General features: G+C 45.6%; 23 protein-coding genes. 10 read left to right on the forward strand and 13 right to left on the reverse strand.

Annotated elements, in window-relative coordinates:
• Window position 1: 1 nt before the first annotated feature.
• From ybeY to radC, 4 genes are all read left to right on the forward strand, one after another.
• A complete protein-coding gene (gene ybeY / locus DWB79_RS07270) occupies window positions 2-463 on the forward strand; it encodes an rRNA maturation RNase YbeY (protein ID WP_016523389.1) in 462 nt (153 codons plus the stop codon).
• A 2-nt stretch (window positions 464-465) separates the two neighbouring features.
• On the forward strand, window positions 466-1236 hold the full coding sequence (locus DWB79_RS07275; RefSeq protein ID WP_016523390.1) for a hemolysin family protein: 771 nt from the start codon (window positions 466-468) through the stop codon (window positions 1234-1236).
• Window positions 1237-1247: 11 nt separating this feature from the next.
• Window positions 1248-3242, forward strand: a complete 1995-nt coding sequence (locus DWB79_RS07280) for a tetratricopeptide repeat protein (protein WP_016523391.1) — start codon at window positions 1248-1250, stop codon at window positions 3240-3242.
• Window positions 3243-4095: 853 nt separating this feature from the next.
• Window positions 4096-4818 carry a RadC family protein gene (gene radC, locus DWB79_RS07285; RefSeq protein ID WP_016523392.1) on the forward strand — a complete coding sequence of 241 codons (723 nt, stop codon included), beginning with the start codon at window positions 4096-4098 and terminating at the stop codon, window positions 4816-4818.
• Window positions 4819-4867: 49 nt separating this feature from the next.
• On the opposite strand, the gene DWB79_RS07290 is transcribed toward radC, so the two are convergent.
• From DWB79_RS07290 to metG, 4 genes are read right to left on the reverse strand one after another with little or no spacing between them, the layout of a single operon-like run.
• Window positions 4868-5896, reverse strand: coding sequence for an alpha/beta hydrolase family protein (locus DWB79_RS07290; protein WP_016523393.1), 1029 nt, complete (start codon window positions 5894-5896; stop codon window positions 4868-4870).
• A gap of 5 nt (window positions 5897-5901) precedes the next feature.
• Window positions 5902-6486, reverse strand: a complete 585-nt coding sequence (locus tag DWB79_RS07295) for a CYTH domain-containing protein (RefSeq protein WP_016523394.1) — start codon at window positions 6484-6486, stop codon at window positions 5902-5904.
• A 50-nt stretch (window positions 6487-6536) separates the two neighbouring features.
• Window positions 6537-7766, reverse strand: coding sequence for an FprA family A-type flavoprotein (locus DWB79_RS07300; protein ID WP_016523395.1), 1230 nt, complete (start codon window positions 7764-7766; stop codon window positions 6537-6539).
• A gap of 60 nt (window positions 7767-7826) precedes the next feature.
• Window positions 7827-8177: a methionine--tRNA ligase subunit beta gene (gene metG / locus DWB79_RS07305; RefSeq protein WP_016523396.1), complete on the reverse strand. Its 351-nt coding sequence runs from the start codon at window positions 8175-8177 to the stop codon at window positions 7827-7829.
• Window positions 8178-8398: 221 nt separating this feature from the next.
• Here metG and DWB79_RS07310 point away from each other — a divergent pair, with 221 nt between their 5' ends.
• Window positions 8399-8782, forward strand: coding sequence for a hypothetical protein (locus DWB79_RS07310; RefSeq protein WP_016523397.1), 384 nt, complete (start codon window positions 8399-8401; stop codon window positions 8780-8782).
• Window positions 8783-8898: 116 nt separating this feature from the next.
• On the opposite strand, the gene DWB79_RS07315 is transcribed toward DWB79_RS07310, so the two are convergent.
• The gene (locus DWB79_RS07315; RefSeq protein WP_016523398.1) at window positions 8899-10323 is read right to left on the reverse strand and encodes an AMP-binding protein; all 1425 of its coding nucleotides are present in this window, start codon (window positions 10321-10323) and stop codon (window positions 8899-8901) included.
• A 110-nt stretch (window positions 10324-10433) separates the two neighbouring features.
• On the reverse strand, window positions 10434-12098 hold the full coding sequence (locus DWB79_RS07320) for a Na/Pi cotransporter family protein (protein ID WP_016523399.1): 1665 nt from the start codon (window positions 12096-12098) through the stop codon (window positions 10434-10436).
• A gap of 358 nt (window positions 12099-12456) precedes the next feature.
• Here DWB79_RS07320 and ppdK point away from each other — a divergent pair, with 358 nt between their 5' ends.
• A complete protein-coding gene (gene ppdK, locus DWB79_RS07325; RefSeq protein ID WP_016523400.1) occupies window positions 12457-15219 on the forward strand; it encodes a pyruvate, phosphate dikinase in 2763 nt (920 codons plus the stop codon).
• 155 nt (window positions 15220-15374) lie between these two features.
• Window positions 15375-16376, forward strand: a complete 1002-nt coding sequence (locus tag DWB79_RS07330; RefSeq protein ID WP_016523401.1) for a cache domain-containing protein — start codon at window positions 15375-15377, stop codon at window positions 16374-16376.
• A 4-nt stretch (window positions 16377-16380) separates the two neighbouring features.
• Here DWB79_RS07330 and DWB79_RS12080 read toward each other — a convergent pair whose 3' ends face one another.
• The gene (locus tag DWB79_RS12080; RefSeq protein WP_016523402.1) at window positions 16381-17232 is read right to left on the reverse strand and encodes a hypothetical protein; all 852 of its coding nucleotides are present in this window, start codon (window positions 17230-17232) and stop codon (window positions 16381-16383) included.
• A gap of 149 nt (window positions 17233-17381) precedes the next feature.
• On the opposite strand from DWB79_RS12080, the gene DWB79_RS07345 reads away from it, so the two are divergent.
• Together DWB79_RS07345 and DWB79_RS07350 are read left to right on the forward strand one after the other, a co-directional pair.
• A complete protein-coding gene (locus DWB79_RS07345; RefSeq protein WP_245541308.1) occupies window positions 17382-17807 on the forward strand; it encodes a type II toxin-antitoxin system RelE/ParE family toxin in 426 nt (141 codons plus the stop codon).
• Window positions 17800-18114: a helix-turn-helix domain-containing protein gene (locus tag DWB79_RS07350; RefSeq protein ID WP_016523404.1), complete on the forward strand. Its 315-nt coding sequence runs from the start codon at window positions 17800-17802 to the stop codon at window positions 18112-18114. Before DWB79_RS07345 ends, DWB79_RS07350 begins: the two co-directional genes overlap by 8 nt.
• 5 nt (window positions 18115-18119) lie before the next feature.
• Here the strand turns inward: DWB79_RS07350 and DWB79_RS07355 are convergent, their stop codons facing one another.
• The 4 genes from DWB79_RS07355 to DWB79_RS07370 all read right to left on the reverse strand — a co-directional run bounded on the left by DWB79_RS07355 (window position 18120) and on the right by DWB79_RS07370 (window position 22303).
• Complete coding sequence (locus tag DWB79_RS07355; RefSeq protein ID WP_016523405.1) at window positions 18120-19154, reverse strand: S66 family peptidase; 1035 nt, start codon at window positions 19152-19154, stop codon at window positions 18120-18122.
• 34 nt (window positions 19155-19188) lie between these two features.
• On the reverse strand, window positions 19189-19653 hold the full coding sequence (locus tag DWB79_RS07360; protein ID WP_016523406.1) for a hypothetical protein: 465 nt from the start codon (window positions 19651-19653) through the stop codon (window positions 19189-19191).
• The gene (locus tag DWB79_RS07365; protein WP_016523407.1) at window positions 19637-20275 is read right to left on the reverse strand and encodes a sister chromatid cohesion protein PDS5; all 639 of its coding nucleotides are present in this window, start codon (window positions 20273-20275) and stop codon (window positions 19637-19639) included. Before DWB79_RS07365 ends, DWB79_RS07360 begins: the two co-directional genes overlap by 17 nt.
• Window positions 20276-21259: 984 nt before the next feature.
• Window positions 21260-22303: a threonine aldolase family protein gene (locus tag DWB79_RS07370; protein WP_016523409.1), complete on the reverse strand. Its 1044-nt coding sequence runs from the start codon at window positions 22301-22303 to the stop codon at window positions 21260-21262.
• Window positions 22304-22458: 155 nt separating this feature from the next.
• Here DWB79_RS07370 and thrS point away from each other — a divergent pair, with 155 nt between their 5' ends.
• Window positions 22459-24219 (forward strand): threonine--tRNA ligase, encoded by a 1761-nt coding sequence (gene thrS / locus DWB79_RS07375; RefSeq protein ID WP_016523410.1) that lies wholly within the window; start codon window positions 22459-22461, stop codon window positions 24217-24219.
• Window positions 24220-24440: 221 nt separating this feature from the next.
• Here the strand turns inward: thrS and DWB79_RS07380 are convergent, their stop codons facing one another.
• Together DWB79_RS07380 and DWB79_RS07385 are read right to left on the reverse strand one after the other, a co-directional pair.
• On the reverse strand, window positions 24441-24803 hold the full coding sequence (locus tag DWB79_RS07380) for a DUF1667 domain-containing protein (protein ID WP_040859135.1): 363 nt from the start codon (window positions 24801-24803) through the stop codon (window positions 24441-24443).
• 11 nt (window positions 24804-24814) lie between these two features.
• Window positions 24815-26071 carry a phosphoglycerate kinase gene (locus DWB79_RS07385; RefSeq protein ID WP_016523412.1) on the reverse strand — a complete coding sequence of 419 codons (1257 nt, stop codon included), beginning with the start codon at window positions 26069-26071 and terminating at the stop codon, window positions 24815-24817.
• Window positions 26072-26360 lie beyond the last annotated feature (289 nt).

The following is a 26360-nucleotide window of genomic DNA, read 5'->3' on the forward strand; positions in this document are numbered from 1 at the left end:
AATGAATACTATTGCGATTACATGGCAGGATGTCCCCGAACCGAAATGGAGTGTGCAGATTCTGCCGTTTTTAGAGGCGGTGCTTACACAGCTTGAACACACGAATTGGGATTTATCCGTTGTGTTTTGCCGCGATGCATTTATCCATGAGCTGAATAAGACCTACCGGCATATCGACTTGCCGACTGATGTGCTTTCTTTTGAGCAGGGCGATGAATACGATGATGAAGACGGAAACTTGCGTTTTAATGCGGGAGATATTGTAATTAGCCTCGATAGTTTGCGCTCAAATGCCGAAACTTTTAATGTAACGATGAATGAAGAATTAAAGCGGCTACTGATACATGGGATTTTGCACCTGAGCGGGATGGATCATAGTGATAACGATCCGCAGCAGGAAATGCTGCAATTACAGGAAAAAATACTCAAGGAATATAGTAGTACGGTAATATATCAGGAATAAGTATGGGGATATTTGATAAACTGAAAAAAAAGCGGGCGGTTTCCGAGATTTTGCAGGATTCGCTCAATGAAGAAAAAGAAGATATGATACGCGGTGTGGTAGATCTTTCCGACACCGCAGTAAAAGAAGTGATGATTCCGCGGATTGATGTCGATTTTATTCCGCTGGATATGGAAATGGAAGAGTTGCTGACACGTGTCGCAGAAAGCGGCCATTCGCGGTTTCCGGTTTATGACGAATCTATCGATAATGTGGTGGGTATCCTGTATGTGAAGGATTTAATCAATTCATTCGCAAAAAAAGAACCGATCGATTTGGAAAAAATTATCAGAAAGCCGTTTTTTGTACCCGAATCCAAGCGTATTGACGGTCTGTTACGGGAGTTTAAGCGCCGCCATGTGCATATTGCGATTGCGGTCGATGAATATGGCGGCATTTCGGGTATTGTCTGTATGGAAGATATTATCGAAGAGATTGTCGGCGACATTCAGGATGAATTCGATAATGAAGGTGAAGATATTTCTTCCATTGGGGAGGGGCTTTGGCTCTGCGATGCCCGTGTCGATATGGACGATTTGGCGGAATGTCTGCATACGGAGCTGCCCTCCGATGAGTTTGAAACACTCGGCGGGTTTGTATTTGATTTATTCGGAAAAATTCCCGTGCGTTACGAAAAAGTACGGTGGAAGAATTTTGATTTTATCGTTCAGGATATGGACGGGCATAAAATAAACACGGTAAAGATCGCTGCGGTTAAAGATGAGGATCAATAAAAGGAAGATTTATGCGTAAAAATAGTCTGTTTAGTATATTTCTGCTCTGCGTTGCGCTGCCTCTTTTGGCTTCTCCTATTCAACTATTTGAGAAAGGAAAGGAGCTGCAATACCATGAAAACTGGTACGGCGCTATAGAACTCTATCAACAGGCGTTAAAAGAAAATCCTGCCTATAATGCCGTGTATCGAGGATTAGCCGAATGTTTTTACGCGCTGGGCGAATATGATCAGGCCATTGTCTATGCTGAAAAGGCGCGCCGTTACTCCCCGCAGGATGTCGATATCGAAAACCTCTATGCGTTTATTCTGATCGGTATCGGGCGTATCGAAGACGCTCAAAAGATTTTTTCGAGTGTTTTAAATCGTTATCCGAACAACCTCGACGCCCGCTTTGGCATGGCGGAAATCGAGGTAACGGGCGGTCGCTTAACCAATGCTTCGGAACTGTACACCGCCGCGCTCCGCCGTCAGAGTGAAAACCGCAAGGCTCTTCTGTCGCTTGCGCTGCTCAGCTATGAAACGGGCAATAACAAAGCGGCGCAGAGTTATATCAGCCGCGCCCTGCAATACCACGGGGATAACGCGCAGGTGCATTACTTTGCCGGTTACCTTTCCGCCCTTGCAGGCAACCTGAACGAAGCGGAAGGACGTATCCGTGCGGCGCTTACCATCGACGAAGACTATGACAAGGCGCGGGCGTTGCTCTGCTCGCTTTTATACAGCTCCGGCCGTTACCGCGAGGCGATGTCCGTAGCCGATTTGCGCATTGCAGGCGACCGTAAGCGTGCTGATGCGTGGTATGTAAAAGCGCTCTGCTTAATGAAGCTTGCGCAAAAAAAACAAGCCTTTGAAGCTGCGCAAATCGGGCTTTCCGTCGATACCGAAAACGAGCTGATGCGCACCCTGCTTGAGGATATCGCCGTTCAGACCTTTGAGTTTGAAGATGCACAACGGAAGGAGCTTGCCGGAGCGCACCGCATAAAGGGCGATGCCTTTTTAAACCGCAATATGACTGACCAAGCTTTATACGAATACCGGCGCGCCCTCAAGGTGTACCCCTATGACACGGACAGCCGTCAAGCATACTCCAATATCCTGATGCGGCAGGGCTTTTATGAGCGCGCCATACAGCAGCTTGAATTTATTCAGTCCATCGAAAAAAGCACTGCTCGAATAAACGACACGGTAGAGGCTTACAGCAAGATGCTCGACCACTCGGTGCGGAACCGCTGGCAGATCGATCCGCTGTATTTGAACAAGGCACACCTTTCTATCGGGCTTTTTTATCAGGTAAATGCGGCCAATGTGTTTCATCCCGAAGCAGAAAAACTCACCGCGGCGTTGATAAACGATATTCTTTCTTACAACCGCCGTTTTGCGGTTTCCGCTCATCTGGATAGCCCCAGTTCGTATATGGAAGCGTTCAGACAGGCACGCACTGCCGGAAACGATTATTTCGGTATCATCAATTTGCAGGAAAATGAGCGGGATATACAGATTACGCTTGACCTCTATGTCGGGCGTACCGGTTCAAAAGCGGAAACCTTAACGGTGTATCGGTCGGGTAATGATCGGTTCGGTAACGCTGTCCGCCGCATCATCGGTCTATTTAATCAAGCAATGCCGGTTATCGGCAGCATCGCCGGTCGTTCCCAAGCAGAAGCTGTTATCGATATCGGTTCGGGCGACTGCGATTTTACCGATTATACTATCGAAATCGTCAAAAAGGGAACGCTCACCATCGCGAATGAAGGCATCGGTCTTTTGTACAACGAAAAAGATGTACTCGGGACGTTCACGATAGGGCGGATTTCGGAAGACCTTACCGAAGGAACGCTTACGCGGAAGGGATACTACGATAGGATGACGAAAGGCGATATGGCGGTACTCATTTACACCGATCCGGCAAAGACCGGCAGTAAGGCGGAAAAAACCGTCGACGGCACCGACCCGCGCGGGCAGCAGATGTCGCAGTTGTTGTCTTTGTTACGAAGCATCCGATAACCTTTTGAAAATATACGGCATATCTACTTCGTTGCTGCGCACAAATTAATCCTCAACGTATCAAAGATACGTCTGCGGTTAATTTGTGCTCGCGCCTCGTATCTACGCCGTCTATTTTCAAAAGGCTTGCGGCAAATGATATTTCAGAATCGCCACGGATGGCGGTGGTTCTAGTCAGTAGCGTGTTTGCCCTGCAAACACGTAGGTACAAAATGTACAGGGATGTACATTTTGTACCGTGCCTGCGGTTAATTTGTGCTCGCGCCTCGTAATTTCAAAACGGACAAGGATGTCCGTGAAATTGAGCAGAAGCGAGTTTTTTGTTAGAAAAACTCGTCGTTAAGCAGTTGTACACGGATGTACAACTGCTTAACAGTCTATTTTCAAAAGGCGCTGGTTCAAAAATATACGACACATCTACTGCGTCATACGGTAAAAAAGTGTCCTCAACGTATCAGAGCGGACAGGGATGTCCGTGGTTATAAGCAGTAGCGAGTTGCGTCAATTTACAACATCCGTGTTGTAAATTGACTTGCGAGTTTTGCCAAAGGCAAAACATCGTTTCTGCTTAATACGCCCGCCATCCGTGGCGGTACTGAACACAAATCTCGTCGTCAGAACGCCCAAGGATGGGCGGGGAATAAGTCAGGAACAAGTTTTGGAACAAAACTTGTCCTCTACCGATGTACATGGACGTACATCGGTAGAGAGGTACACGGATGTACAACTGCTTAACAGTCTATTTTCAAAAGGCTTGCGGAAAGCTCTATACCGCATGCCGCTACTGAAAATCCTCGACATATTTTTCTCATTTTCCCTGCCAAAATGACTGCTCGTGCGCTATATATCGGGTATGATTATACATTCAAATGTACGGGAAAAACCGAATATACGAGAACGTCTTTTGGCGCATGGAGCGGAACAGCTCAGCGATACCGATTTACTCGCGGTTCTTCTGCACACCGGTATTGCAAATAAGCCGGTAACAAAACTTGCCGAAGAGATTATCCGGCATATCGATACACGTAAAACGGAAAGTATCGAAGCGGCGTTAAAGACCGTTAACGGGATAGGGGCTGCGAAGTTATCAACGATACTCGCGGCGTTCGAGCTTGGTAGGAGATATTACGGTGTCGGAGGTGAAAAAGTCCGGCATCCGAGTGATATCGTTCCATTCTTGCGGCATTACTCGGTGCGTAAACAAGAGCAGTTTATCTGTGTATCGCTGAACGGTGCGCACGAAATTTTAGCAATCCGTGTAGTTTCAGTCGGGACACTGACGCATACGCTCGTGCATCCTCGTGAGGTATTCGCCGATTCACTTGCAGATAGAGCTGCCGCAGTTATTCTTGCACACAACCACCCTTCAGGCGCTTTGGCGCCTTCTGCTGAGGATTTAAACCTGACACACCGGCTCTGTGAGGCGGGACGCCTCTTAGGAATTGAGGTGTTGGATCACATCATTTTGTCGCCGAACGGTGAGTATATGAGTTTTATCGAGGCAGGTTTCCCGCTCATATCAGGAGGTGGTGTTAGTACGCAAGCGGAACGAGGCTGTACGCGGGGAGGTTTTTGACGGGAAGTCCTCAAAAGCTTCAGCGTGCAGCGGTTTTTCAGCGGTACTCTTACCGGCGCAAAAAGTTACGGAAAGCGTAAGCGGGGTAACGTTTTGTGTTACCGGAATAAAACCATCCTGTTATTGCTTCAAAAGCGGCAGGGTGTAAGTACGGCATAGACGCCTCTGATATTTTCTGCTTTAAAAACAGGTCGAGCCATCCGAGTATTAACAGCCTATAGCGCATATAAAGTTCGATATCGAACCAACCTGAAAGCATATTGCCTTTGGTATCGAGCCCGCTGCTATGGACACCGTTCTTAACGGCAAAAAAAGCTGCGGGAGCGGAGGTATTGCAGTGTTCGTAAAATTCAAAGGTTTTTTCGGGATATGCAACATTATCTTTGTTGCCGGTAACAATAAGAATGGGAATGTGCAGGGCGGTTAGATCGGTACCGAGAACCTCATTTTTTCCTCCAACTCGTTCTACCAAAGAAGATGCTCCGTTATACGGATTCAATGCAATCACGGCACCGATATCGGGGGTTGATTTTGAAAAATGCAGCGCAGCGGTTCCTCCCATAGAGTGACCGATTATTGCTATTTTTTGCATATCCATCCGCTTAAATAAACGGCTTTCGGTATTTTCGTTTGCCATTTTTAAAAGGGTATATGCCGATTCAAATGCAGCGATAAACTCTTCGGGGTAACTTTTTTCTTTTGCCGACAATATTGCCGCAACATATCCCTGAGAGGCAAGATAACGGGCAAGGCTTGCATTCGGCTTTTTTGAAACATGCCAGCCATGACTGATAATAACGAGCGGGTATGTTCCCTCAAGTACCGGATAAAAAACGGTGAGTGGAGTGTCTAAAACACCTTCATCGGTTAATTCAGGTGCTGAAAAAGCGTGATTGAGTTCATAGTTGTAGATGCGGTTATGTTTTTTGAAAGATTCAGGATTCAAGACGGCAACTTCATATTCGAGCTGTGCATCAATGGTTAGCGCATACAGTACGGTTGTTCCGTTTAACAGAAGTAGTAAGGCAAAAAAGAAAAATGTACGCGGTAAAAAAAATATCGTTTTATATGTTTTCATAAAATCTAACGAGCCAATAGTTCATTATACGGGCGTATTTCGATAGCCGATTGTGGAACTTCTAAAGCGGCGAGTAGTGTATCGAAAATGAGCTGCGCATTACGGATATGCCGTCCGTAAGCGGCGGTATCGGAACCTTCATCGGGGTAGAGGACTTCGATTTCCAAAAAATACCCGATCGGATGTATGAGGGAAAGCTCCGCCGACACCGACCGAGTATCTTTGAGTATGTCCACGGAAAACAAGCTTGAGTGCGGAACAAAAACTTTTGTCTCCTTTTGTTTCTTTGCGGTGCAGGCCATACCGAGGCTTTCGAGCATTTCGGTAAATACCGGTACGGACGCGGCTGCAAGTTCAAATTCAAGTTCGCGGTTGGTTTCTATCGTACCGGTATAGTGTTTTTGCTTATGCGTTACGAAAACCGTTTCTTTGCCCCCAATCAGTTCCTGCCGTATCCGTACCGTCTTTTCTCCAAGCGTCCAGTACCGGTCGGTCTTGACGCAGCGGAGTGAAAAATCTGCGATACGGGATAACAGCGCCTCGGTTTTTTCGGGATGTTCAAGATGCGCTTTTAATTCGATTTCGTGCATACGTCAAGTTGTGCTAATCAAGCTGTGCCAATATGGAAAGCGGTTGAACTTTACGCTTGAACGCCTGTTTTGACCATACGAGCGAGTTCTGCCCCCCGTTCTTCCAGCAGCCGAATATCTGCGTCGAGCAGCTTGCCCTGCCATTCATATTGTTCCAGATGGTTCCATTTCAGAGCGGCTGTTTTTTGCTCGTATTCTTTCTTTGCGCCGCCCGACCATCCCCAGTTTCCGATACGCAGTACTGTTTTATCGGTAATGTGCTTGCGTTCAAATAAATCCAATACGTACGCCATCGGCGGGAACATCTTGTATTCATAGGTCGGCATCGCAAGCACCAAGCCTGCCGCTTTGTATGCATCACCGAGTATGTAGGATACGTCCGTGTCGGGTATGTCGTGGATAGTGTAGGGGACTTGTTCGGCTTCAATTCCTTTGATAACGGCATCAAGCCCTTGTTTGGTATATCCGTACATAGAACCCCAAATAATACAGATTTCTTTTTCGCATTCGCCGCCGGCGTTGTAACCTGCAAACCGTTTGTACAGGGCAGAAATACGGTCGGGATGGGAGCGCCAAATAAGACCGTGACTCGGCGCAATGCATTTGATGTCCAGCGCTGCAAGTTTATCCACAGCCTTTAAGACAAAGGTACTGAAACTTGCGACGATGTTGGAATAATAGCGCAGCGCTTCGGATTCGTAAAACCGCAGTTCTTTTTCCGAATGCTGATCGTCAAAGATCTTTTCGCCGATAGCGCCATACGAACCGAATGCATCGCAGGAAAAAAGCACTTGGGTTGCAGGGTTATATGTCATCATTGTTTCGGGCCAGTGCACATTCGGTGTTTCGTAAAATTGGAGAACTTTTCCGCCGCCGAGGTCAAGGCTATCTCCCGTTTTAACTGCGCGGAGATTTCCCTGCACCTTAAAAAACTTTTCGACTATCGCCAGCCCTTTTGACGTACTGATAACTTCCGCCTGCGGATTACAGGAATGGACATACTCGATCAGGCCGCAATGGTCGGGTTCCAAGTGATTCAGAATAAGGTAATCGATGTCCTTGAACGAAATCCCGATGGATTCCAGTTGTTCCGTATAGCTTTTTAACGAGCCGTCCCAATCACGAACAATGTCGATCAAGGCGGTCTTTTCACCTTTTACGATGTATGAATTGATGCTTACCCCTTGAGGAAGCATCCACAAACCTTCAAACCGGCTGGTGCGTGCGCAAATATCTGCATGGATACAGTATATGCCTGCACTTATTTCTTGCGCTTTCATAGTGTCCTCCGTAAATAAATCTAAGGAAAACCTCTCATTTGCATTGAGGCTCGGTGAGCGTTAGGTGATATTAGTACCGGCGGGTACCGGCGTTTCGGGTTTTAGCAGGACGCAGATCGATGAATCTTCGGATTCCGCGCAGAGCAGCATACCTTCGGAAATATGCCCGCGCATTTTAGCGGGCTTGAGGTTTGCAAGCACGATAATCTCTTTGCCGACCAATTCTTCGGCAGTGTAGTAGTCTACTAAGCTCGAAACGATTTGGCGCGGCTTTTCTTCGCCGAGGTCTACCTGTAAAATGTAGAGTTTTTCCGCATTTTCAGCTTTTACACATTCCAAAACCTTGCCGGTTTTCAGCTGTAGTTTTGCAAAATCATCATAGGTAATTATTTCAGTTGTGTTTTCACTCATGCTGCTCAGTATATGAGAAAGAGCCGAAAACTGCAAGCCGAGAAGATAGCAATTGCATCAGACTGTTTTTCATTTTTTTTAATATTTGTGCTTGACTTTAAGGGGAGAGGGAGAGTAATTATAGAAGAGAAGTTATGCACAACGTGTAACTTACGTTTGCCGTATGGCGGACGTATTTTCAAAAACGTAATGCGTTATTGCATTATGTAAAGGAACGAAAGATGAAAAAACTTTCATTACTTGCAATGCTCACCGTGCTTATCGGAAGTGCCTTGTTTGTTACCAGCTGCGGTGCAAAGTTCGAGACTGATACTGTTTGGCAGGTGACAGACACTGCTGCTGGCGCGCCAGCTTTCGAACAGTATGTTTACTTTGGTGCGGATGGCAAAATGATTGTCGCCAGTAAGCTATTGGGTACACTTACGAAGGTAACCTCAGGCGACTATACTGCAAAAAACGGAAAAATTAAAGCTCCGGTTATAGCCATGGTTGAATGTGATTATAAAGTTAGCGGCGAAACGATGACAATATCAAATGGTGGTGCAATGACGTTTAAATTAAAGAAGGTTTCTAAGCCTACAGCTAAAGAGATGAAAGCTCTGTAAAAAATACGCAGAGCAACATAACGGCAGCTTACCGTTCAGGTAGGCTGCCGTTTTTTGTATATACGGACAACTGTACAGGGCATCTTTAGAAGCTATGCGAGTTTTTAGAAGATGCTCTAACGTATCTCCAGCTGCGAATAGAGCGTTTTCCCCGCCGGATTCTTAGGGATAGCTTCGATAAAAAAGACATGGAACACCTTTGCCGGAAGCCGTGTCGTTTGCGCGAGGTATTCCGATATTGCGTGATGCTGTTCCTCCGTTTTAAGTGTCGTATAAACGCAGAGGAGGTCGTCTTGCCCGATACAAGCGAATTCGGCATCGGGAAAGGCGGCGGACAGCAGCCGTTCGGTATCGTCTAAATTAACCCGATTGCCAAACACCTTGATAAATCGCTTTTTTCTCCCAACGATAAAAAAATACCCATCTGAATCCCGTTTTGCCATATCACCGGTATGCAGCGTTCCGTGCCATTCGTCGCTTTTCGCTAAATCGGCAGCGCATTCCGCATATCCCATCGCGACATTCTGCCCGTGGTACACCAACTCGCCGACAGTATCGGGTGCGGTAATTTCCGCACCGGCTTCGTCGATCAGCTTGAGTTCGCCGCCGGGGATTGCAATACCCATACTGCCGCATTTTTCCATTGTCTTATCTGGCGGCAGATATGCCATGCGCGGCGCGGCTTCGGTTTGTCCGTACATCACAAAAAAGCGCCGTCCGGTGTTCAGGCTCCATTCGCCGAATTTTTGATGCAGTTCATACAGCAGTTTGCCTCCTGCTTGCGTCAGCGTTTTGAGTGCCGGCAGCTCCATTTCGGTCAGCCGTAGACGGGAGAACATTTGATAGGTATAGGGGATGCCCACAAGCGAGCTGACGCTCTCTTGCTTAACCCGTTTCCAGAACGCAGCGGTTAAGATATCGTGCCCGGTCAATATGACGGTTGCGCCCATAAGGACATGGCTATTGATAATGGACATTCCGTATGAATAGCTCATCGGCAGCATAGTTACCGGCCGCTCCTTGTCGGTGATATGTAGGTATTCTGCGATTGACCGTGCGTTTTCGTAGATATTGCGGTATGTCAGCCGTACGAGCTTGGGGCTGCCGGTACTTCCCGATGTGGTGAGGAGCAGCGCTAAATCTTGAAAAAGCTCCGGCCCTTTTTTATCCGAACGGAGCAGTACGCTGTCTGCTATTGTTGTAACGGGTCTATTCAGCGGAAGGATATTTTTTGTTTCTTCCGGTAAGTCTTGCGGGATATAATAAAAGGCAGGGTGGTAGGTTTCAATTAAATGGTGTAGAAGCTCCGGTGCGATGTGTGCATCCAACAAAAGCGGTACGACGCCTGCCTTTAAGCAACCGAGGTATCCGAGCAGCGTCCCGGGCGAATTTCTACAGAGTAGAAACACCAGCTGATGGGCTGCTTCTTTCGGAAGCGCTGCTGCAGCTGTATTGATTTCGCTGTAATGTAATGTTTCGCCGCTATCGGTTATCGCTAGTACCCGCTGCGGATCGTCTTCGGCATATCTCAATAGTTCCATATTTCACCTCGCCTCGTATTAAATAATATACAGGGATATTCTGTCGGTCAACCTTTAAGGAATATCTTGTACATCTAATCGAATTTTTAGAGGTATCCATCGGTAAACTGTTACATCGTTTTGCTAAGTGTTTCAGAAATACTGAACGCGCAGTCTCCGACCTTTTCAATTGTCCGTACCATATCGATATACAAAAGCTCTGCCTTAACATTACCACCTTCTTCCAACCGGTTTCGTGCGAGCTTTTTCAGATTGCTGCGCATTGCATCAATCGTTTGTTCCATCTCATCGGCAAGCGCTAATTGATCCTGTGCCAACGGTTTATTTAAGTGATCGTGTACAAAGTGAATAAATTGATTGACAACGCCGAGATAGGGCAAGAGTTTATCCATATCCTCTTTCGGAATATTGAGCTTTTTCTTCTTGCTCTTTTCGATGTGCAGTCCCAATTCATAAATATGATCGGTCATGTTTTCGAGGTTATCAACGATTGTCAACATCAGCCGTACATTATGTTCCGCTTTAGCGCTGAGGGACAGACGGGATGTTGCAATTAAGAAACGGGACAATTCTTCCTGCATTTGGTCTGCATAGTCTTCTTGCTGTACGAGCTGTTCGATGACGGCTTCAACGGATCCTTTATGATCGTCTTCCAGCAGCGGACGGATTGTGTCGAACATTCTTCGAACAACCATAGACATCACACTGATTTCGCGCTCAGCCTGCAGAATATATGCTTCGATATTTTCTTTAATCGCTGTTTCGTTCGGCATAACCAGTTGATACCGTTCCGGCGATTCGTCCCCTTTGTCTTTGACAAGCCATTCTACAAAGCGTGCAATGTACGAAACAAAGGGGAGTGCAATCAATGTATTCAGAATGTTGAACAGTGAGTGGAAAAGTGCAAGTCGGATAGTGATATCTGCAAGTTTGGTGCCTTCGGGCGTTAAACGGTACAACAACGCAAGTGACGGTTTAAAAAAGATTAAGAATAAAAGCGCGCCGCATACGTTAAACAGTACGTGTACCATAGCTGTTCTGCGCGCATTGAGCTTGCTGCCGATTGCTGCGACAACCGCATCGATTGTCGAACCGACGTTACTGCCGAGTACGCTTGCCGCAGCAAATTCTATGCCGATAACCTTGCCGTATGCCATAGTTAAAATAATAGCGGTGGTTGCTGACGAGGAGTGCAGCACAACCGTTAAAACAAAGCCTGCAACAAAACCGATTATAATGCTGTATATACTGCCGTCGGCGGCTACCGATAAAAACGAAAGGTTATCGGCGGAAATATCCGGCATAAGCGAAGAGAGAATGCCGAGCCCCGTGAAGAGGAGGCCAAAGCCCATAATTCCTTCGCCCAAGCTTTCTTTCCGAAACTTTTTGAAGAAGGTAAGAAAAAAGCCAATACCGAATGCCGGAATTGCAATTTCGGCGAGTTTGAGTTGAAAGCCGACCAGTGCGACAATCCATGCGGTAACCGTAGTACCGATATTGGCGCCGAAGATAACACCGATTGCCTGCGTCAGCGAGAGCAGCCCCGCATTGACGAAAGAAACGGTCATAACGGTGGTTGCGCCTGATGATTGAACAATAGCGGTAACTGCAAAACCGGTGATTACGGCAAGAACCCGATTACCGGTCATCATATTGAGGATTCGGTGAAGGCTTCCTCCGGCACTTTTCTGAATACCTTCGCTCATCAGTTTCATGCCGTATAAAATGAAGCCGAGGCTCCCCAATGCTTGTAGCAATATTACAACTATTTTCATGCCGACAGCATAACAAAAGGTAATGTCTTTTGCAATGATATCCGAGGTTTATTTTAGAAGAAGAGTAATCGCATCAGACAGAGTAGAGCATGGACGCAGAATAAGTGAGGTCGGGCAAGCATTTGAGACGCAAGGCGGCGAAACTCTGGTTGAACGGCCTCACTTATTCTGCGGGGCGGTTAAAAAATAGTCTGGTGCGGTTGCCCGACAGCTCTAATCGAGCCGTTGACATAAATCATCGTACACTATAAAATAATACATTATTTATACGTTAGGACATCTCTAAAAAACGGTTCGTTTTTAGAAGTTCTCGATAGGTATCTAATCTATTTTTATCTACTTATTAAGGAAGGAAATCATGGCAGAAGAGAAATATGTCTATTTCTTCGGAAACGGCAAGGCTGAAGGCAATGGCGAGATGAAGCAGCTGCTGGGCGGCAAAGGAGCCGGTTTGGCCGAAATGACTCGCGCAAAGTTGCCCGTTCCCGCAGGTTTTACGATTACCACTGAAGTTTGTCAGTTGTATTATTCGAACAATAAAAAATATCCTGCCGGTCTGGAGCAGTCTGTAAAAGAAAACTTGGCAAAGCTGGAAAAAAGCGCCGGTAAGAAGCTCGGTGATCCCAATGACCCACTTTTGGTTTCCGTCCGTTCAGGTGCTCCCGTTTCGATGCCCGGTATGATGGAAACGATTTTGAACCTCGGTTTAACCGATAAATCGGTTGAAGGCTTGGCAAAAAAGACATCGAACCGCCGTTTCGCTTTGGATGCCTACCGCCGCTTCATTATGATGTACGGTTCAACGGCAATGGGCATCGATCGTATGAAGTTCGATGACCTTTTCGATGAGGTAAAAGAAAAGCATACCCGCGGGCGCTTGAACATTGCAGCGAGCAAAAAAGTCGGTGATACGGATGTAAATGAAGACGAGCTTGCAGAAGTTATCACAAAATTTAAGGCACTGTATAAAAAAGAAATTAAAAAAGACTTCCCGCAGGATCCGATCGAACAGCTTTGGGGTGCTATCGGAGCGGTATTCAATTCTTGGATGGCCGAAAAAGCGGTTACCTACCGTCGCGTAGAAAACCTCGTTGGAATTAAAGGCACTGCAGTCAACGTTATGCAGATGGTATTCGGTAACAAGGGGGCTACCTCCGGTACCGGCGTTTGCTTTACGCGCGACCCCAACAGCGGCGAAAATATATTCTACGGCGATTACCTCTTTAATGCGCAGGGTGAAGACGTCGTTGCGGGTATTCGTACGCCGATTAAACTCTCCGAGTTTGAAAAAGAAGATAAAAAAGCATACGATCAGCTCTGCAAAGTTCGCGCTCTTTTGGAAGATCACTATAAGGACATGCAGGATATGGAGTTCACCGTAGAAGAAGGTAAACTCTATATGCTCCAGTGCCGTACCGGTAAGCGTTCTCCTGCCGCTGCGTTCAGAATGGCCGTCGATATGGTAAATGAAGGACTTATCACAAAAGAAGAAGCGATTATGCGTATTAAGGCGAGCGATATTGAAGGTATCTTCTATCCTGCCATTGACTATAAGCAGGCTAACTTGAAATCCGCGTTACTTGTCAGCGGAATTGCCGCAGTACCGGGCGCTGCCGCCGGAAAAATCTGTTTTTCCGCCGCTAAGGCAGAGGCGCTGGCCGCAAAGAAAGAAAAAGCAATCCTCGTGCGTAAAGAAACCAGTCCCGAAGATGTCGGCGGTATGCACGCTGCACAGGGTATCTTGACTGCAACCGGCGGAAAAACGAGCCATGCGGCGGTTGTCGCACGCGGTTGGGGAAAATGCTGTATCGTCGGATGCGAAAAACTCGTGATCGATTACGAAAAAGGTGAATGCAGTTATAACGGTAAGGTTCTTAAAGAAGGAGATTTTATCACCCTTGACGGAACTAAAGGCGACGTATATGTCGGCGAATTAAAATTGGTACAAGCAAAACAGCCCGAATCATATAAAACCTTGATGAAGTGGGTTGATGAAACTCGCACCATTAAAGTACGCACCAATGCTGACCGCCCCGAAGATGCGAAAGTTGCAATCGAACACGGCGCCGAAGGTATCGGTTTGTGCCGCACCGAACACATGTTCTTTAATGATGAAAAACGTATCCTTGCAATTCGTGAGATGATTGTTGCGGACAGTACCGATGGACGCAAAAAGGCTTTAGCGAAGCTGCTTCCGATTCAAACAAAGGACTTTGAAGGTATCTTTAAAGCAATGGATGGAAAGGGCGTTACCATCCGCTTAATCGATCCTCCGCTGCACGAGTTTGTACCGCACGATAAAGAAGGGCAGCAGAAATTGGCCGAAGCGCTCAATATCAGCTTTGCAAGCGTAAAAGAACGGGTTGAACAGCTCCATGAAGCAAACTCGATGCTCGGTCACCGCGGCTGCCGTTTGGCAATTACCTATCCCGAAATCCTCGAAATGCAGGTAACCGCTATTATTACTGCGGCATGCAATGTGCATAAAAAAGGCATCACGGTACTGCCCGAAATTATGATTCCGCTTACTATCGATCCCAAAGAGTTTGCGATTCTTGAAGCGAGAGTCCGCAGCGTTGCAGATGCAATTCTTAAAAAGCATGAGGCTAAGATTAAATATCTAGTCGGTACGATGATCGAAACCCCGCGTGCTGCTTTGTTAGCCGATAAAATTGCAGAACGGGCAGAGTTCTTCTCGTTTGGAACCAACGACTTAACGCAGATGACGCTCGGTATCAGCCGCGATGACGCTGCGAAGTTCTTACCTGCGTATGTCGATGAACAAAAAGCGGGAGTATTCCCGGCAGATCCGTTCCAGTCTTTGGATCAGGTCGGTGTTGGATTGCTCGTAAAAGAAGGTATTGCAAAAGGCCGTTCGACCCGCCCCGAATTAAAGGTCGGTATCTGTGGTGAACACGGTGGTGATTTGGAATCCGTTAAGTTCTGCTGCCGTGCCGGTATGTCTTATGTTTCGGCATCGCCCTTCCGTGTTCCGATTGCCCGCCTTGCTGCTGCACAGGCTGCAATAGAGGATAAAAAGGCCGGAGCTAAAAAAACGGCTAAAACCGCAAAGACAGCTAAAACGGCAAAATCTGCTAAAACCGCAACGAAAAAGAAGTAAATAATCGTTAGTTGATATAACTTGCGACTGGAAGGCTGTCCGAAAATGTTAGTTTTTGGGCAGCCTTTTTACTTTATAGTTTGATACCGGACATTATAATATATCGATATTGTAGAAATAGAGCCGGATGTAGTTATACGAGCAAGGTAATTATTATGGGAAGATATAGAACAATATATACCGAAAATCAAAATGGTGACGGATATGAGGCTGAAAAAAACAAAACGGAAAAAATACGGCTGCGCAGAAAACTGATAGCGGGAGTTAGTTGTATGCTGATTATAGGTATTGCCGTACAAAGCCGGTTTGCAGTCAAAGCCGTAAAAAGAATGGTTCGTGAACAAGCCGAAACAGCTCTGGTTGATAAAGCGGAAGCGGTCGCTGATATGTTAGATAAAGAAACTGCCGCTTTTTTTCAATATGCCGAAATGCTGGCGCATTCGCCGGCGTTTACTGATCGGTCTATCCCCAATAGTAAGAAAGCAAAGATAGTGTATGAACAAATTGCTTTTAACGATGCAATCCGTGGAATAGTGTTTTGTGGCATGGATGGGCACGGCTTTATAAATAGCGGTGAACGAGTATCTGCTTTAAACGAAGAATGGTTTAGAGCGGCGGCAAGCGGGAAACATTTCGTTTCAGAACTGACTGTTTTTTCATCCATAAATACCGTATCGTTTATCTTTGCGGTTCCTATCTACATGGGAGATAAAATTGCCGGCGTATTAAGCATGATTGTTTCATCGGATTTTTTCTCGAAAAAAATCAAACCCATAACAGCAGGACATACCGGCTATTGTTCCGTACTCGGTTCAACGGGAATAATAATCGCCGACAGGGATCAACATTTTGTAGAAAATAAGTACAATATCATATCGGAAGCAGCAGCAGATGAAAGTCTTGCATCTTTTAAGGTTTTTATAGAGACTGCGTTAACCGGTCAAACAGGGGTTGGGTACTACACGTTTATGGATCTTCCTTGTATAGCTGCATACTCTACTATGCAGACTACCGGATGGACGGTCGTCCTTAACGCTCCTGAGTTGGAATTAACTGGAGCTGCAAAAAAGTTTACTAGTATGGTCGTTGTGACAAGTGTCCTTTTCCTCGTAGTTGCAATAACTATTGTTGGTGTAGCAATACGGAAAATTATATAATTCGCTATTTTATCGCTTTTAATACATATTTTTTTAATGTCTTTGTCGGTATATCCATGTTTAGATATTTCAAAGAATGTATATTTTTAAAAATTGCAAACAGCGTTACGGGAATGCCGAATGGAAGGCTCCAGATTCCGCAGCATAAAGACATGATATTTGCTTTTTTTACTTTTTCTTTTAAACACTCTTTGCAGCCGATTTCAATGTTCGTATGGCGGAACGTCAAAATCAATATACTGAAGGCGGTATTTATGGTTAATGCATTTATACCTTTTCTTTTATTGCATAGCGGACAAAAACAATCTAATAATTGTTCTGCATGAGTATTAATAATTTCTTTTACCTCTTTTTTAGACATTTTTTTTAAATCAACTTCACTTTTTATCTCTTCTAATTGTTCGGAAAAATATTTTCCGGTAAACTCTTTTATATTATATTTTTTATACAATGTATCATATTCACGTATCAGTCCGCTGAGAAAATAGCGGGCTTCTTCAGTATAGAGAAATTCAAATATACCGGCTCTTGAATTGATATAAACTGTTTTTCTCATCGTAACAAAAAAAAGAATAGTCAGAATTACGGCAGGGATAAAATAAAACAAGAAATTATCGATTGTGTTTGAATTAACATAGATGTCTATTATGATAAATCCTGCCAAGAGAAAAAGCATAGCGGCAATAATTCCAATGCGCCAATTTTTATATACCGATTCATATACTTCATCATCAAAATCATAGAGGTTGCATTCCTTTGAAATTTTTGAAAGTAACCTCTTTTGTGTGTATATTAATTTTCCGTTGCGTATTTCCGCTTCAAGTTTATATAAAAAAGCTTTTTGGATTAATTTCATACGCTCATCTTCAATAGTGTAAGTTATTAATTATCGACGTCATCATAATCTGAGATAGATTATACGAATTATGCAAACCGTATAACCTGTTCATCCTCATCAACTGTCGCCTCAACGCCGAGCGGAATAATATCATATCGATAGCCGGATTGGGAAGTATTCAGGGAATACCGTTGACAAACCCCTATTTTATAGGGTATTTTATAAAGTGTAAGATGAGAAGAGAATTTATAGAAACACCATCATTCACAAAAAGGTGGTTTGCACTTGGATTTAATGATGATGATTTGGCTGAATTGCAGCAATTCCTTATCAAAAATCCGGAGGCAGGCGATGTGATGATTGGAACAGGCGGTTTGAAAAAAATCCGATATGCTTTTCGGGGTAGAGGCAAAAGCGGAAGTGCCAGAGTTTGTTATGTTGATTTTGCAACTTTTGCAAAAACTTACCTGATTCAAGTATTTTCAAAGGAAGAAAAACCGAATCTAACCGATTCGGAAAAGAATGCAGTAAAAAAAGTTATCGGTGTTTTAAAAACAGAAGCTGCTAGGAACTGGAGGAAAGAACATGAGTGATTTTTTTGATAGTCTAATGACCGGCTTAAATGAAGCAGTTGCTATTGAGCGAGGTGAGTTAAAAGGCCGTAAAACCGTGTATGAAATTCAACCTATAAAAAAATATAATAACATTGAAATAAAACACATAAGAAATTCCGTTGGGATGACACAGGTTTTGTTTGCAAATTACATGGGTGTTTCACTCAAGACGGTAGAAGCATGGGAAAAAGGAACAAATCGTCCAACCGGTACGGCTTGCCGTTTAATTAGTATGCTGGAAAATCACACATTCGAAGCATTGCCTTTTGTAAAATGTTTATCTTAGGACTTTCATGCAAACCGTATAACCTGTTCATCCGCATCAACCATCGCCTCAATGCCGAGCGGAATAATACACCGCGGTGTCGCGTGTCCGATATTAACGTTGTACACAATCGGTAAATCCGGTTTGTTGATTTCGCTGATTAAAAGGCGTTTGTAGTCTTCGTAATATACTTCGTCAATAGGCTTGCCGACAAGGATGCCGTTTATAACTTCAAAAATCCCGGTTGCTTTTAAGGCTTGCAGCATCTTTTGATATAGCCCTGGTTTTGTGCGCTCTTCGCTCGATTCCAAAAGCAGTATTTTACCATGCCAATCGTCAATGCTCGGGAAAAGATGATACCGGTGGCACAAAGCAGGGCTGTCATTATGGCGGGTGTTGTCAAACATATCATACATTGTTTCAATGCAGCCTCCGAGAATAGCGCCGGAGAATACGGAATTCCCTTGCAACAATTCAAATCCATTGTTCCGGTGCCGCACTCTTTTTACACCGATCTGTGATTCATCAAATGCCGTACGCTCACTATACCACATATCGCTCGGGCGGATTTCTTTTATTGTGCCGGTTGTAATCAATTCTTCAAAATACTTTTTTGAATACGGCAGCATTTCATCTTCAAGTTCGCAGATATCCGCCACAAACGACTGACCGTAAAAAGTATTCACGCCTACGTTATGCAGCATAAAATGATTCATCGTTGTATCGGAGAATCCGAGGAAGATCTTTTTGCTGTGTTGTACCGCCTTCCGTAGTTCATCATGTTCAAATAAATACGGCAGCAACTTGTATGTGTCGTCTCCGCCGATTGCGCACAGGATCATATCGATAGACGGATCGGAGAAAGCATCCAATAAATCCTTCGCACGGGCTTCGGGATGACTTTGAAGAAAATCAATTCCTTTACAGGCATTTGCAGTAGTAACGACTTCTATCCCGTATGAGCGTAAACGCCTAAAGCCCAATTCTTCCTCGTGCTTAATAAACGGCTCGCCGAGCAAACCCCGCGAAAGACTGATGATTGCTAGTTTTTTTATCGTCATAGTTTTTACTCCTCAGTAGCTTCTTACCATATTTTCAGAAGACTTCTATTTCTCCAGTATATTCATTCGCTTTTTGTACCAATGAACCTTTTGCACCCATAGTAAAAGCAATATTACTGCTTCGAATTGCCAATAGTTTATCTCCCGTCTCTATATCCAACATCTGCATTAAAGATTCTGAAAGGTGAACTCCATTATCTTTCAAGGTAAGCCAGCCGTATTTTCTTCCCTTATATGAAATCAACTCACCCTCTTTGAGTGTCCTATCCGCCAAACGAGGGTTTCCTTTTAAGATGTGATTGAGTGTTGAGCGGGAAAGCAGGGGCTCGCTCATCACACAAAATCCGCCCGTCTGCTTACTGCCGGAAACGATGTAAATATATTGCTCTTGGTGTAATTTATATTCTTCCACTGCCGGTAGCGGAAAGATGACCTGCCCGTTTTCGCGTATCAATGCCCAACCGAAGATATATTTTCCGCCTTTACTCATCTGTGGCATATTTACTTTCCTCCAATGCTTTTTTCGTTATGCGAATTGCACCGCCGCTGTGAATACGGACAACAGGATGCGGATCATGTTGTGCAAACCATTCCAGTTTTTCCAAGTACGGTTCTACAGAATGCGGCAGCCGTTTTCCCATTACCCGAAACATTTCAGGCGCCTCAATTCGTACGCGCTCTCCCTTATCCGATATCAACTCATAGAACAAATCCAATGTGTCGCAAAAAAGTTCCGGCGCGCCTGTTGCAATATTTTCACAAGCCCATACAAACGCAAGCCGTACCGCTTCTGCTGTGTCGGAGCGCATATTCATCATTGTGTCAAAATAAGGGAGAATCAAATCCTTGTTTGCCCTGCCTATTCGCCCCAATGCGTTTACCGAGCGCTCCCGCAGTTTCGGATTACCGTCTTTTAAATAGTCCGCAATTTGTTCAATATACGGCTGCACCGATAACGGATACTGTAATCCCATTTCACCGAGAAGCCACAACGCTTTTGCTTTTACATCCGCTGAATACTGTTCGCCGAGTTTTGCTGCGACATCATCAATCGCTGTGTTCCAATGCACCTTGTCTTTTGTGATTACGCTTAATTCTTTCAGTATCTCTTTGTCTGTCATTATACCTATTCACATAAAATTTTCTATTGTGCTTTCTCAGCCTTATCCTTCCGATGCAGGGCAACCGCATTAAAAATATTTTTAGCGGTTGCCTTCCTTCTGTGCGAAATTTCATAGGTATAAGGTGAGCGTCTACAATGATGCCGCTCACCTTAACCGTCAAGTTTTCTTTCGAAAACTTGCGTATTGATGTGTGCGCTTTTCGCGCACGAATGCAACAGTTTCCAAAATTCATATTTTGTTCAACTGTTGCATTTTAAGGAAATAAAATTTCGCACATTTTCCCAGTAAATGGGTAAACGTATCAGGCTGAGTAGATATAAATCGCGGAAAATTTCCTTTTGCAAATATACGGTGTATCTACTTTGTTGCTGCGCACAAATTAATCCTCAACGTATCAAAGATACGCCTGCGGTTAATTTGTACTCACGCCTCGTACCTACACCGTCTATTTCAAAAGGCTTACGGAAAGTCTATCCCTCAGTCCCAATTTTTCTGCGGGTAACACGAACATTGTACTTCCTTGTACAATGTTCATGTCAAGTTTTTCTAACGAAAAACTTGTTGCTGATTAGTACCCCCGCCATCCGTGGCGGATATGAAAACCGGCCTGATGCGTTTACCCTGCCTTCCGCCGCCGTTTCCGCAAACGCAGTATGATGATCATTGCGATTATTCCCAACGCGATAAATACCCAGCCGTACAACAGTGCGATACAGACCGCGGCAAATGCCCGGACTCCGCCTTTTATTCGTGCGGAGGGTTTAATACCTGCCGTCCTCGGCAACGCTCTGCGTCGTAACAAAGGGTATTAAACCCGACTGCAACCACCTTATAGAACACACAGTGCGAAACGTTGTGCACTGTGCCCCGATGCTTGCGTCGGGGTTGTTGATTGACGATGCTAAATTTGAAATAATCGCTTTGGCTTACTCTGAATGCAATGGCCTTTCCCATAGTATTTTCCTTTGAACGTTCTGTCGTTTATGCAAGTGCTTGTAAGAGCTTTTCTACGTTCTCAGGCGTGGTTGCCCAGTCGGTTGCGATGCGGACAACGGTGTGCGAATCATCTTTCTTTTCCCAAAACCCGAATGCGATTTTTTTTGAAAGTTCTGCATAGCGTGTATTTTCAAGGACGATGAAAATCTGATTTGTCGGCGCCGTAAAATATTGTTCATACCCGTGTGAGGCAAGGAATGAGCGAATGGTATCGGCGGCTCGGATCGCATTTTCCCCGATATGAAGATACAGGTCATCGGTAAAAAGTGTTTCAAACTGAATGCCGAGCAGTCTTCCTTTTGCGAGCAACGCACCGTGCTGTTTCATAATAGTAAAAAAATGTGGGCTACGTTTCGGATCGGGAATAACAACCGCTTCGCCGAAGAGTGCGCCGCATTTCGTGCCGCCGATGTAAAAGGCATCACAGAGCGTTGCAAAGTCTGCAAGCGTTACATCGTTTTCTTTGCAGGCAAGCGCATACGCAAGCCGCGCTCCGTCAACATACAGCGGAATATGATACTCGCGGCACACTGCACTGATTGCGGTCATCTCCTGCTTGCTGTAGAGCGTTCCGTATTCCGTCGGCTGCGAGATATATACCATCCCCGGATATACCATGTGTTCATAGTTTCCGTCCGCATAAAAATCCTGTAGATACCGCTTAACCGAAGCGGCCGTGATTTTACCTTTGTCGCAGGCAATAGAAAGCACTTTATGCCCGCCGAACTCTATTGCGCCCGCTTCGTGTACAGCGACATGACCGGTTTCAGCTGCGATAACACCCTCATACCGGTTAAGGAGTGCATCGATAACCGTTGCGTTTGTCTGCGTACCGCCGACAAGAAAATGCACCGCCGCCTCAGGGCATTGGCACGCTTTTCTGATAAGGGCACGTGCCCGTTCACAATATTCGTCGGTTCCGTATCCTGCCGTCTGTTCCATATTTGTTTGTACAAGGCGCTGGATAATCGCAGGATGAGCCCCTTCCATGTAATCCGAAGAAAAAGAGAGTCTATTTTGAGTGTTCATACCGTAAGATTATCGGATAACAGATTTTTGCGCAAGATTTTTTGCCTCGTGTTTACCCTGACGGTTTTACAGTTGTACGCCGTCTTGACAGTCTAAAAATTCGGCGGTATGCTTTTATTTATATTTATATAATAGAAGAGATAAAGGGAGGTCGTATGAACTATTCATTACCGAAATCAGAAAAATTACCGTTACTACGGCACAGTATTGCACACATAATGGCAGAAGCTGTTATGAATTTATTCCCCGGCACAAAGGTCGCTATTGGACCTGCTGTTGAACACGGGTTTTATTATGATTTTGACCTTCCGACATCGATCACGCAGGATGATCTTGCTCGCATCGAAAAAGAAATGCGCCGTCTTCTATCAACTCCGCAAAACTTTGTAAAAGAAGTTATCGGTCGGCAAGAAGCGCTTGAGCTTTTTAAGGATCAACCGTACAAATGCGAGCTTATCAATGATTTACCTCAAGATGCGGAAATCTCGATTTACCGGTCGGGTAATTTTGTCGATTTATGCAGAGGGCCGCATGTTGCCAATTCAAAAGAAATTAACGCGCAAAGTTTTAAGCTGCAAAAAATTGCGGGCGCCTATTGGCGCGGCGATGAAAAACGCCCGATGCTGACCCGTATCTATGGTACGGCATGGGAAACGCCCAATGATCTTAAAACATATCTGACTATGCAGGCGGAAGCGGAAAAAAACGATCACCGCAAAATAGGACGGGAACTCGACTTATTCCATATCGAAGAAGACAATCCCGGCGAAGTATTCTGGCACCCGAACGGCTGGACACTCTATTTAACCGTGCAGCAGCATGTACGCCAGAAGATTAAAGAAGACGGCTATGTTGAGGTAAATACCCCCTTTGTTATGCCGCAGAGTCTCTGGCTTCGGTCGGGGCACTGGGAAAAATACAAGGAAAATATGTTTATCACCGAAAGTGAAAAACGGGTGTTTGCGCTTAAACCGATGAACTGTCCCGGACACGTTGAAATTTTTAAACAGGGAATAAAGAGCTACCGCGATTTGCCGCTGCGTATTGCGGAGTTCGGCTCCTGTACGCGGAATGAGCCTTCCGGCTCCTTGCACGGTATTATGCGGGTGCGTGGTTTTGTGCAAGACGATGCGCATATTTTCTGTACGGAAGAACAAATTTCCTCCGAAGTGTGCAAGTTCTGTAACTTGCTTAAATCGCTCTATCGGGATTTCGGCTTTGACGATAAAGCCATACTCGTCAAGTTTTCTACGCGGCCTGAAAAACGGGTCGGCGATGATGCAACGTGGGATAGGGCAGAGAATGCGCTTGCGGAAGCGTGTAAAGCCGCCGGTCTTGAGTACGAGATTGCCCCCGGAGAAGGAGCTTTTTACGGGCCGAAGCTGGAGTTTACGCTTGTCGATGCGCTTGGCCGAGAATGGCAATGCGGTACCATACAGGCGGACTATCAGTTGCCTTCTAAGGAACGGTTGAATGCCGAGTATATCGGAGAGGATAACCAAAAGCATCAGCCCGTTATGCTGCACCGCGCGGCGCTCGGTTCGCTGGAACGGTTTATCGGTATTTTGATTGAACAATTCGGCGGTGCGCTGCCCCCGTGGCTCTCTCCGGTGCAGGCAATGGTTATTCCCGTCGCTCCCGTATTCAACGAATATGCCGAGAGTATTGCCGCCTCTCTTTCAAAAGCCGGCTTTCGCGTAAAGGCTGATATTGATACCGACCGTATGAATGCAAAGATACGGAAGTATCAGGAACAAAAAATTCCGTATCAGCTTGTTGTCGGCGAAAAAGAAAAGCAGAACAACAGTGTTACCGTCCGGCTTTTGAAAGGAGCGCAAAAAACGATGTCCGTCGATGAATTTACAGCTTTCTTAAAACTCAAGACCGACACCGTTGCAACAAGCGCGGAATTTTAACGGAAAGATATCGTGATGAAGCATCTCTAAAAGCTATACCTGATTTTTTTTCAGATGCCTTAGAGATGTTCGACCGAAAGTAAACCTGTTCGGAAACTTCCGTTTCTGAACAGGTCTAGTATGTATAAATGGCAACGGTCGGTAGTTCAGCAAGAATTACCGGCCGTTTTGTTATAGGTTCGTGATTGAGCGGCACGTTAAAACCGGCGCCGCATCATAAACTACTCAGCGCGGCATGGCATATCGCGGGTTGCGACAATGTCGATGCCCGTATGAAGCACATCGGGAATAATGACTGCTCCTGTCTTCACCGGCGCCGTTACCCTGATTTTGTTGATCTCTTTCATCACCTGAAAAATCATACCTTTCGGAATAGGTGCCGCTGTTTTAACGGGAAGTGCCGATAAAAAGCCGTTTTCAATGCGCACCGTCGAGCTGATGTTCCTTCGAGGATCTTTCATTTCCTGCAAGCCGTACTCAAGTCCTCGTTTACAGCTATATCCTTCTATTGTGCAGGCGCCGTCTTTTTCGATTGCCCGGAGCCTACAGCCCATAGGACAGGAAACACAGGTAAATTCTTTCATGATACCTTCGTTTATGCATCGAGACAGGCGATGCCCGGCAATGTTTTCCCTTCCAAGAATTCGAGTGAGGCGCCGCCGCCGGTAGATACATGGCTCATCTTATCGGCAAGATGGAACTTGTTGACAGCCGCAACGGAATCCCCGCCGCCGACTACCGTTACTGCGCCTTTTCCGGTCGCTTCGGCCACAAGGTGGGCAACCGCTTCCGTTCCGTGGGAGAAAGCTTCAAATTCAAACACGCCGACCGGCCCGTTCCATACGATGGACTTTGCGTTTAAGATTTCCGCCTTGTATAATTCGATGGTTTTAGGCCCGACATCCATTCCCATAAGCGAATCGGGGATGTCGCAGCCGTCTATGCTTTCCGGTTTTGCATCGGCGGCGAAAGAGGCGGCACAAATATGATCCACCGGCAGGATTATTTTAACGCCCTTTGCCTTTGCATCGGTCAAAAGTTTCTTTGCCGTGTCGATAAAATCATCTTCGACTAAGGACTTCCCGATTGAATGGCCTTGCGCTTTAAGGAAGGTATACGCCATACCGCCGCCGATAATCAGCGCAGCGGCATTTTTCAAAAGGCTGTCCAGTACGGCAATTTTTGAAGAAACTTTTGCGCCGCCGATGATGGCGACCATCGGTTTGGGCGGATTTTTTACCATCGGTTCAATATATTTAACTTCTTTCTCCATTAAAAAACCGGCAACTTTTACCTTCATAAATTTCGCGATGGTCGCTGTGGAAGCATGAGCACGGTGAGCGGTGCCGAACGCATCATTGACGTATACGTCGCCGTAAGAGGCAAGCTCTTTCGCAAGCGCTTCCTGTTCTGCAGTGTCCTTCGAGGTTTCTTCGGGATGGAAGCGCGTATTCTCCAGCATCAAGATACCGCCTTCGGGAAGTGCATCGACTACCGCCTTTTGCCCCTTGCAGGAATCGGCAAGCCGAACGGGCATACCTAACAGTTTTCCCAAATATGCCGCTACCGGCTTCATCTTATGCTTACCGGCGATGTAGGCCTCTTTATCAAACGGCTTGCCGTCCTTAGCCGCTTTTTCCTCAGCTTTCTTTGAATCTTTGGCAGGATCGCCGAGGTGGCTCATCAACACCAACGAACGCGGCTTTTGCTCTAAAATATATTTGATAGTCGGTAATGCTGCAACGATTCGCGTATCGTCCTGCACAACCCCGTCCTTCATCGGAACATTAAAATCAACCCGCATGATAACACGCTTGCCGTGAAGATCTACATCTCTTACCGTTTTAACCATTGTATTCCTCCGTTATATTAGGGCGGTGCTTGTATCTCGGTTCAGCCGACCCCGCATCTTCCAAAATGACAACACCTACCAAGAGTTTTATATCCGATAAAAATATACTCTGTTATATAAAAAAATGCAACAATGAGTATCTGCGCAGAGGGTATGCATCAGATTCCTTTTGAATATTGCCCGTAAAATAAATAGGCTGTTCAACCAGAATTTCGTCGCTTTGCGTCTCAAATGGTCTCACAGCCTATTTATTTTACGGAATGTAATTTACTTATCTGATGCGTCCCCT

It is taken from the genome of Treponema medium, assembly GCF_017161265.1.
Lineage (GTDB): Bacteria > Spirochaetota > Spirochaetia > Treponematales > Treponemataceae > Treponema > Treponema medium.

Bases quoted from the DNA above. Each gene is read 5' to 3' on its own strand.
- DWB79_RS07385 (WP_016523412.1), bottom strand. From the start codon at position 26,071: ATGGTTAAAACGGTAAGAGATGTAGATCTTCACGGCAAGCGTGTTATC.
- DWB79_RS07355 (WP_016523405.1), bottom strand. From the start codon at position 19,154: ATGACGATAAAAAAACTAGCAATCATCAGTCTTTCGCGGGGTTTGCTC.
- DWB79_RS07360 (WP_016523406.1), bottom strand. From the start codon at position 19,653: ATGCCACAGATGAGTAAAGGCGGAAAATATATCTTCGGTTGGGCATTG.
- ybeY (WP_016523389.1), top strand. From the start codon at position 2: ATGAATACTATTGCGATTACATGGCAGGATGTCCCCGAACCGAAATGG.
- thrS (WP_016523410.1), top strand. From the start codon at position 22,459: ATGAACTATTCATTACCGAAATCAGAAAAATTACCGTTACTACGGCAC.
- DWB79_RS07380 (WP_040859135.1), bottom strand. From the start codon at position 24,803: ATGAAAGAATTTACCTGTGTTTCCTGTCCTATGGGCTGTAGGCTCCGG.
- DWB79_RS07370 (WP_016523409.1), bottom strand. From the start codon at position 22,303: ATGAACACTCAAAATAGACTCTCTTTTTCTTCGGATTACATGGAAGGG.
- DWB79_RS07280 (WP_016523391.1), top strand. From the start codon at position 1,248: ATGCGTAAAAATAGTCTGTTTAGTATATTTCTGCTCTGCGTTGCGCTG.
- ppdK (WP_016523400.1), top strand. From the start codon at position 12,457: ATGGCAGAAGAGAAATATGTCTATTTCTTCGGAAACGGCAAGGCTGAA.
- DWB79_RS07300 (WP_016523395.1), bottom strand. From the start codon at position 7,766: ATGAAAGCGCAAGAAATAAGTGCAGGCATATACTGTATCCATGCAGAT.
- DWB79_RS12080 (WP_016523402.1), bottom strand. From the start codon at position 17,232: ATGAAATTAATCCAAAAAGCTTTTTTATATAAACTTGAAGCGGAAATA.
- DWB79_RS07315 (WP_016523398.1), bottom strand. From the start codon at position 10,323: ATGGAACTATTGAGATATGCCGAAGACGATCCGCAGCGGGTACTAGCG.
- DWB79_RS07275 (WP_016523390.1), top strand. From the start codon at position 466: ATGGGGATATTTGATAAACTGAAAAAAAAGCGGGCGGTTTCCGAGATT.
- DWB79_RS07295 (WP_016523394.1), bottom strand. From the start codon at position 6,486: ATGCACGAAATCGAATTAAAAGCGCATCTTGAACATCCCGAAAAAACC.
- DWB79_RS07365 (WP_016523407.1), bottom strand. From the start codon at position 20,275: ATGACAGACAAAGAGATACTGAAAGAATTAAGCGTAATCACAAAAGAC.
- DWB79_RS07320 (WP_016523399.1), bottom strand. From the start codon at position 12,098: ATGAAAATAGTTGTAATATTGCTACAAGCATTGGGGAGCCTCGGCTTC.
- DWB79_RS07330 (WP_016523401.1), top strand. From the start codon at position 15,375: ATGGGAAGATATAGAACAATATATACCGAAAATCAAAATGGTGACGGA.
- DWB79_RS07290 (WP_016523393.1), bottom strand. From the start codon at position 5,896: ATGAAAACATATAAAACGATATTTTTTTTACCGCGTACATTTTTCTTT.
- DWB79_RS07310 (WP_016523397.1), top strand. From the start codon at position 8,399: ATGAAAAAACTTTCATTACTTGCAATGCTCACCGTGCTTATCGGAAGT.
- DWB79_RS07350 (WP_016523404.1), top strand. From the start codon at position 17,800: ATGAGTGATTTTTTTGATAGTCTAATGACCGGCTTAAATGAAGCAGTT.
- metG (WP_016523396.1), bottom strand. From the start codon at position 8,177: ATGAGTGAAAACACAACTGAAATAATTACCTATGATGATTTTGCAAAA.
- radC (WP_016523392.1), top strand. From the start codon at position 4,096: ATGATTATACATTCAAATGTACGGGAAAAACCGAATATACGAGAACGT.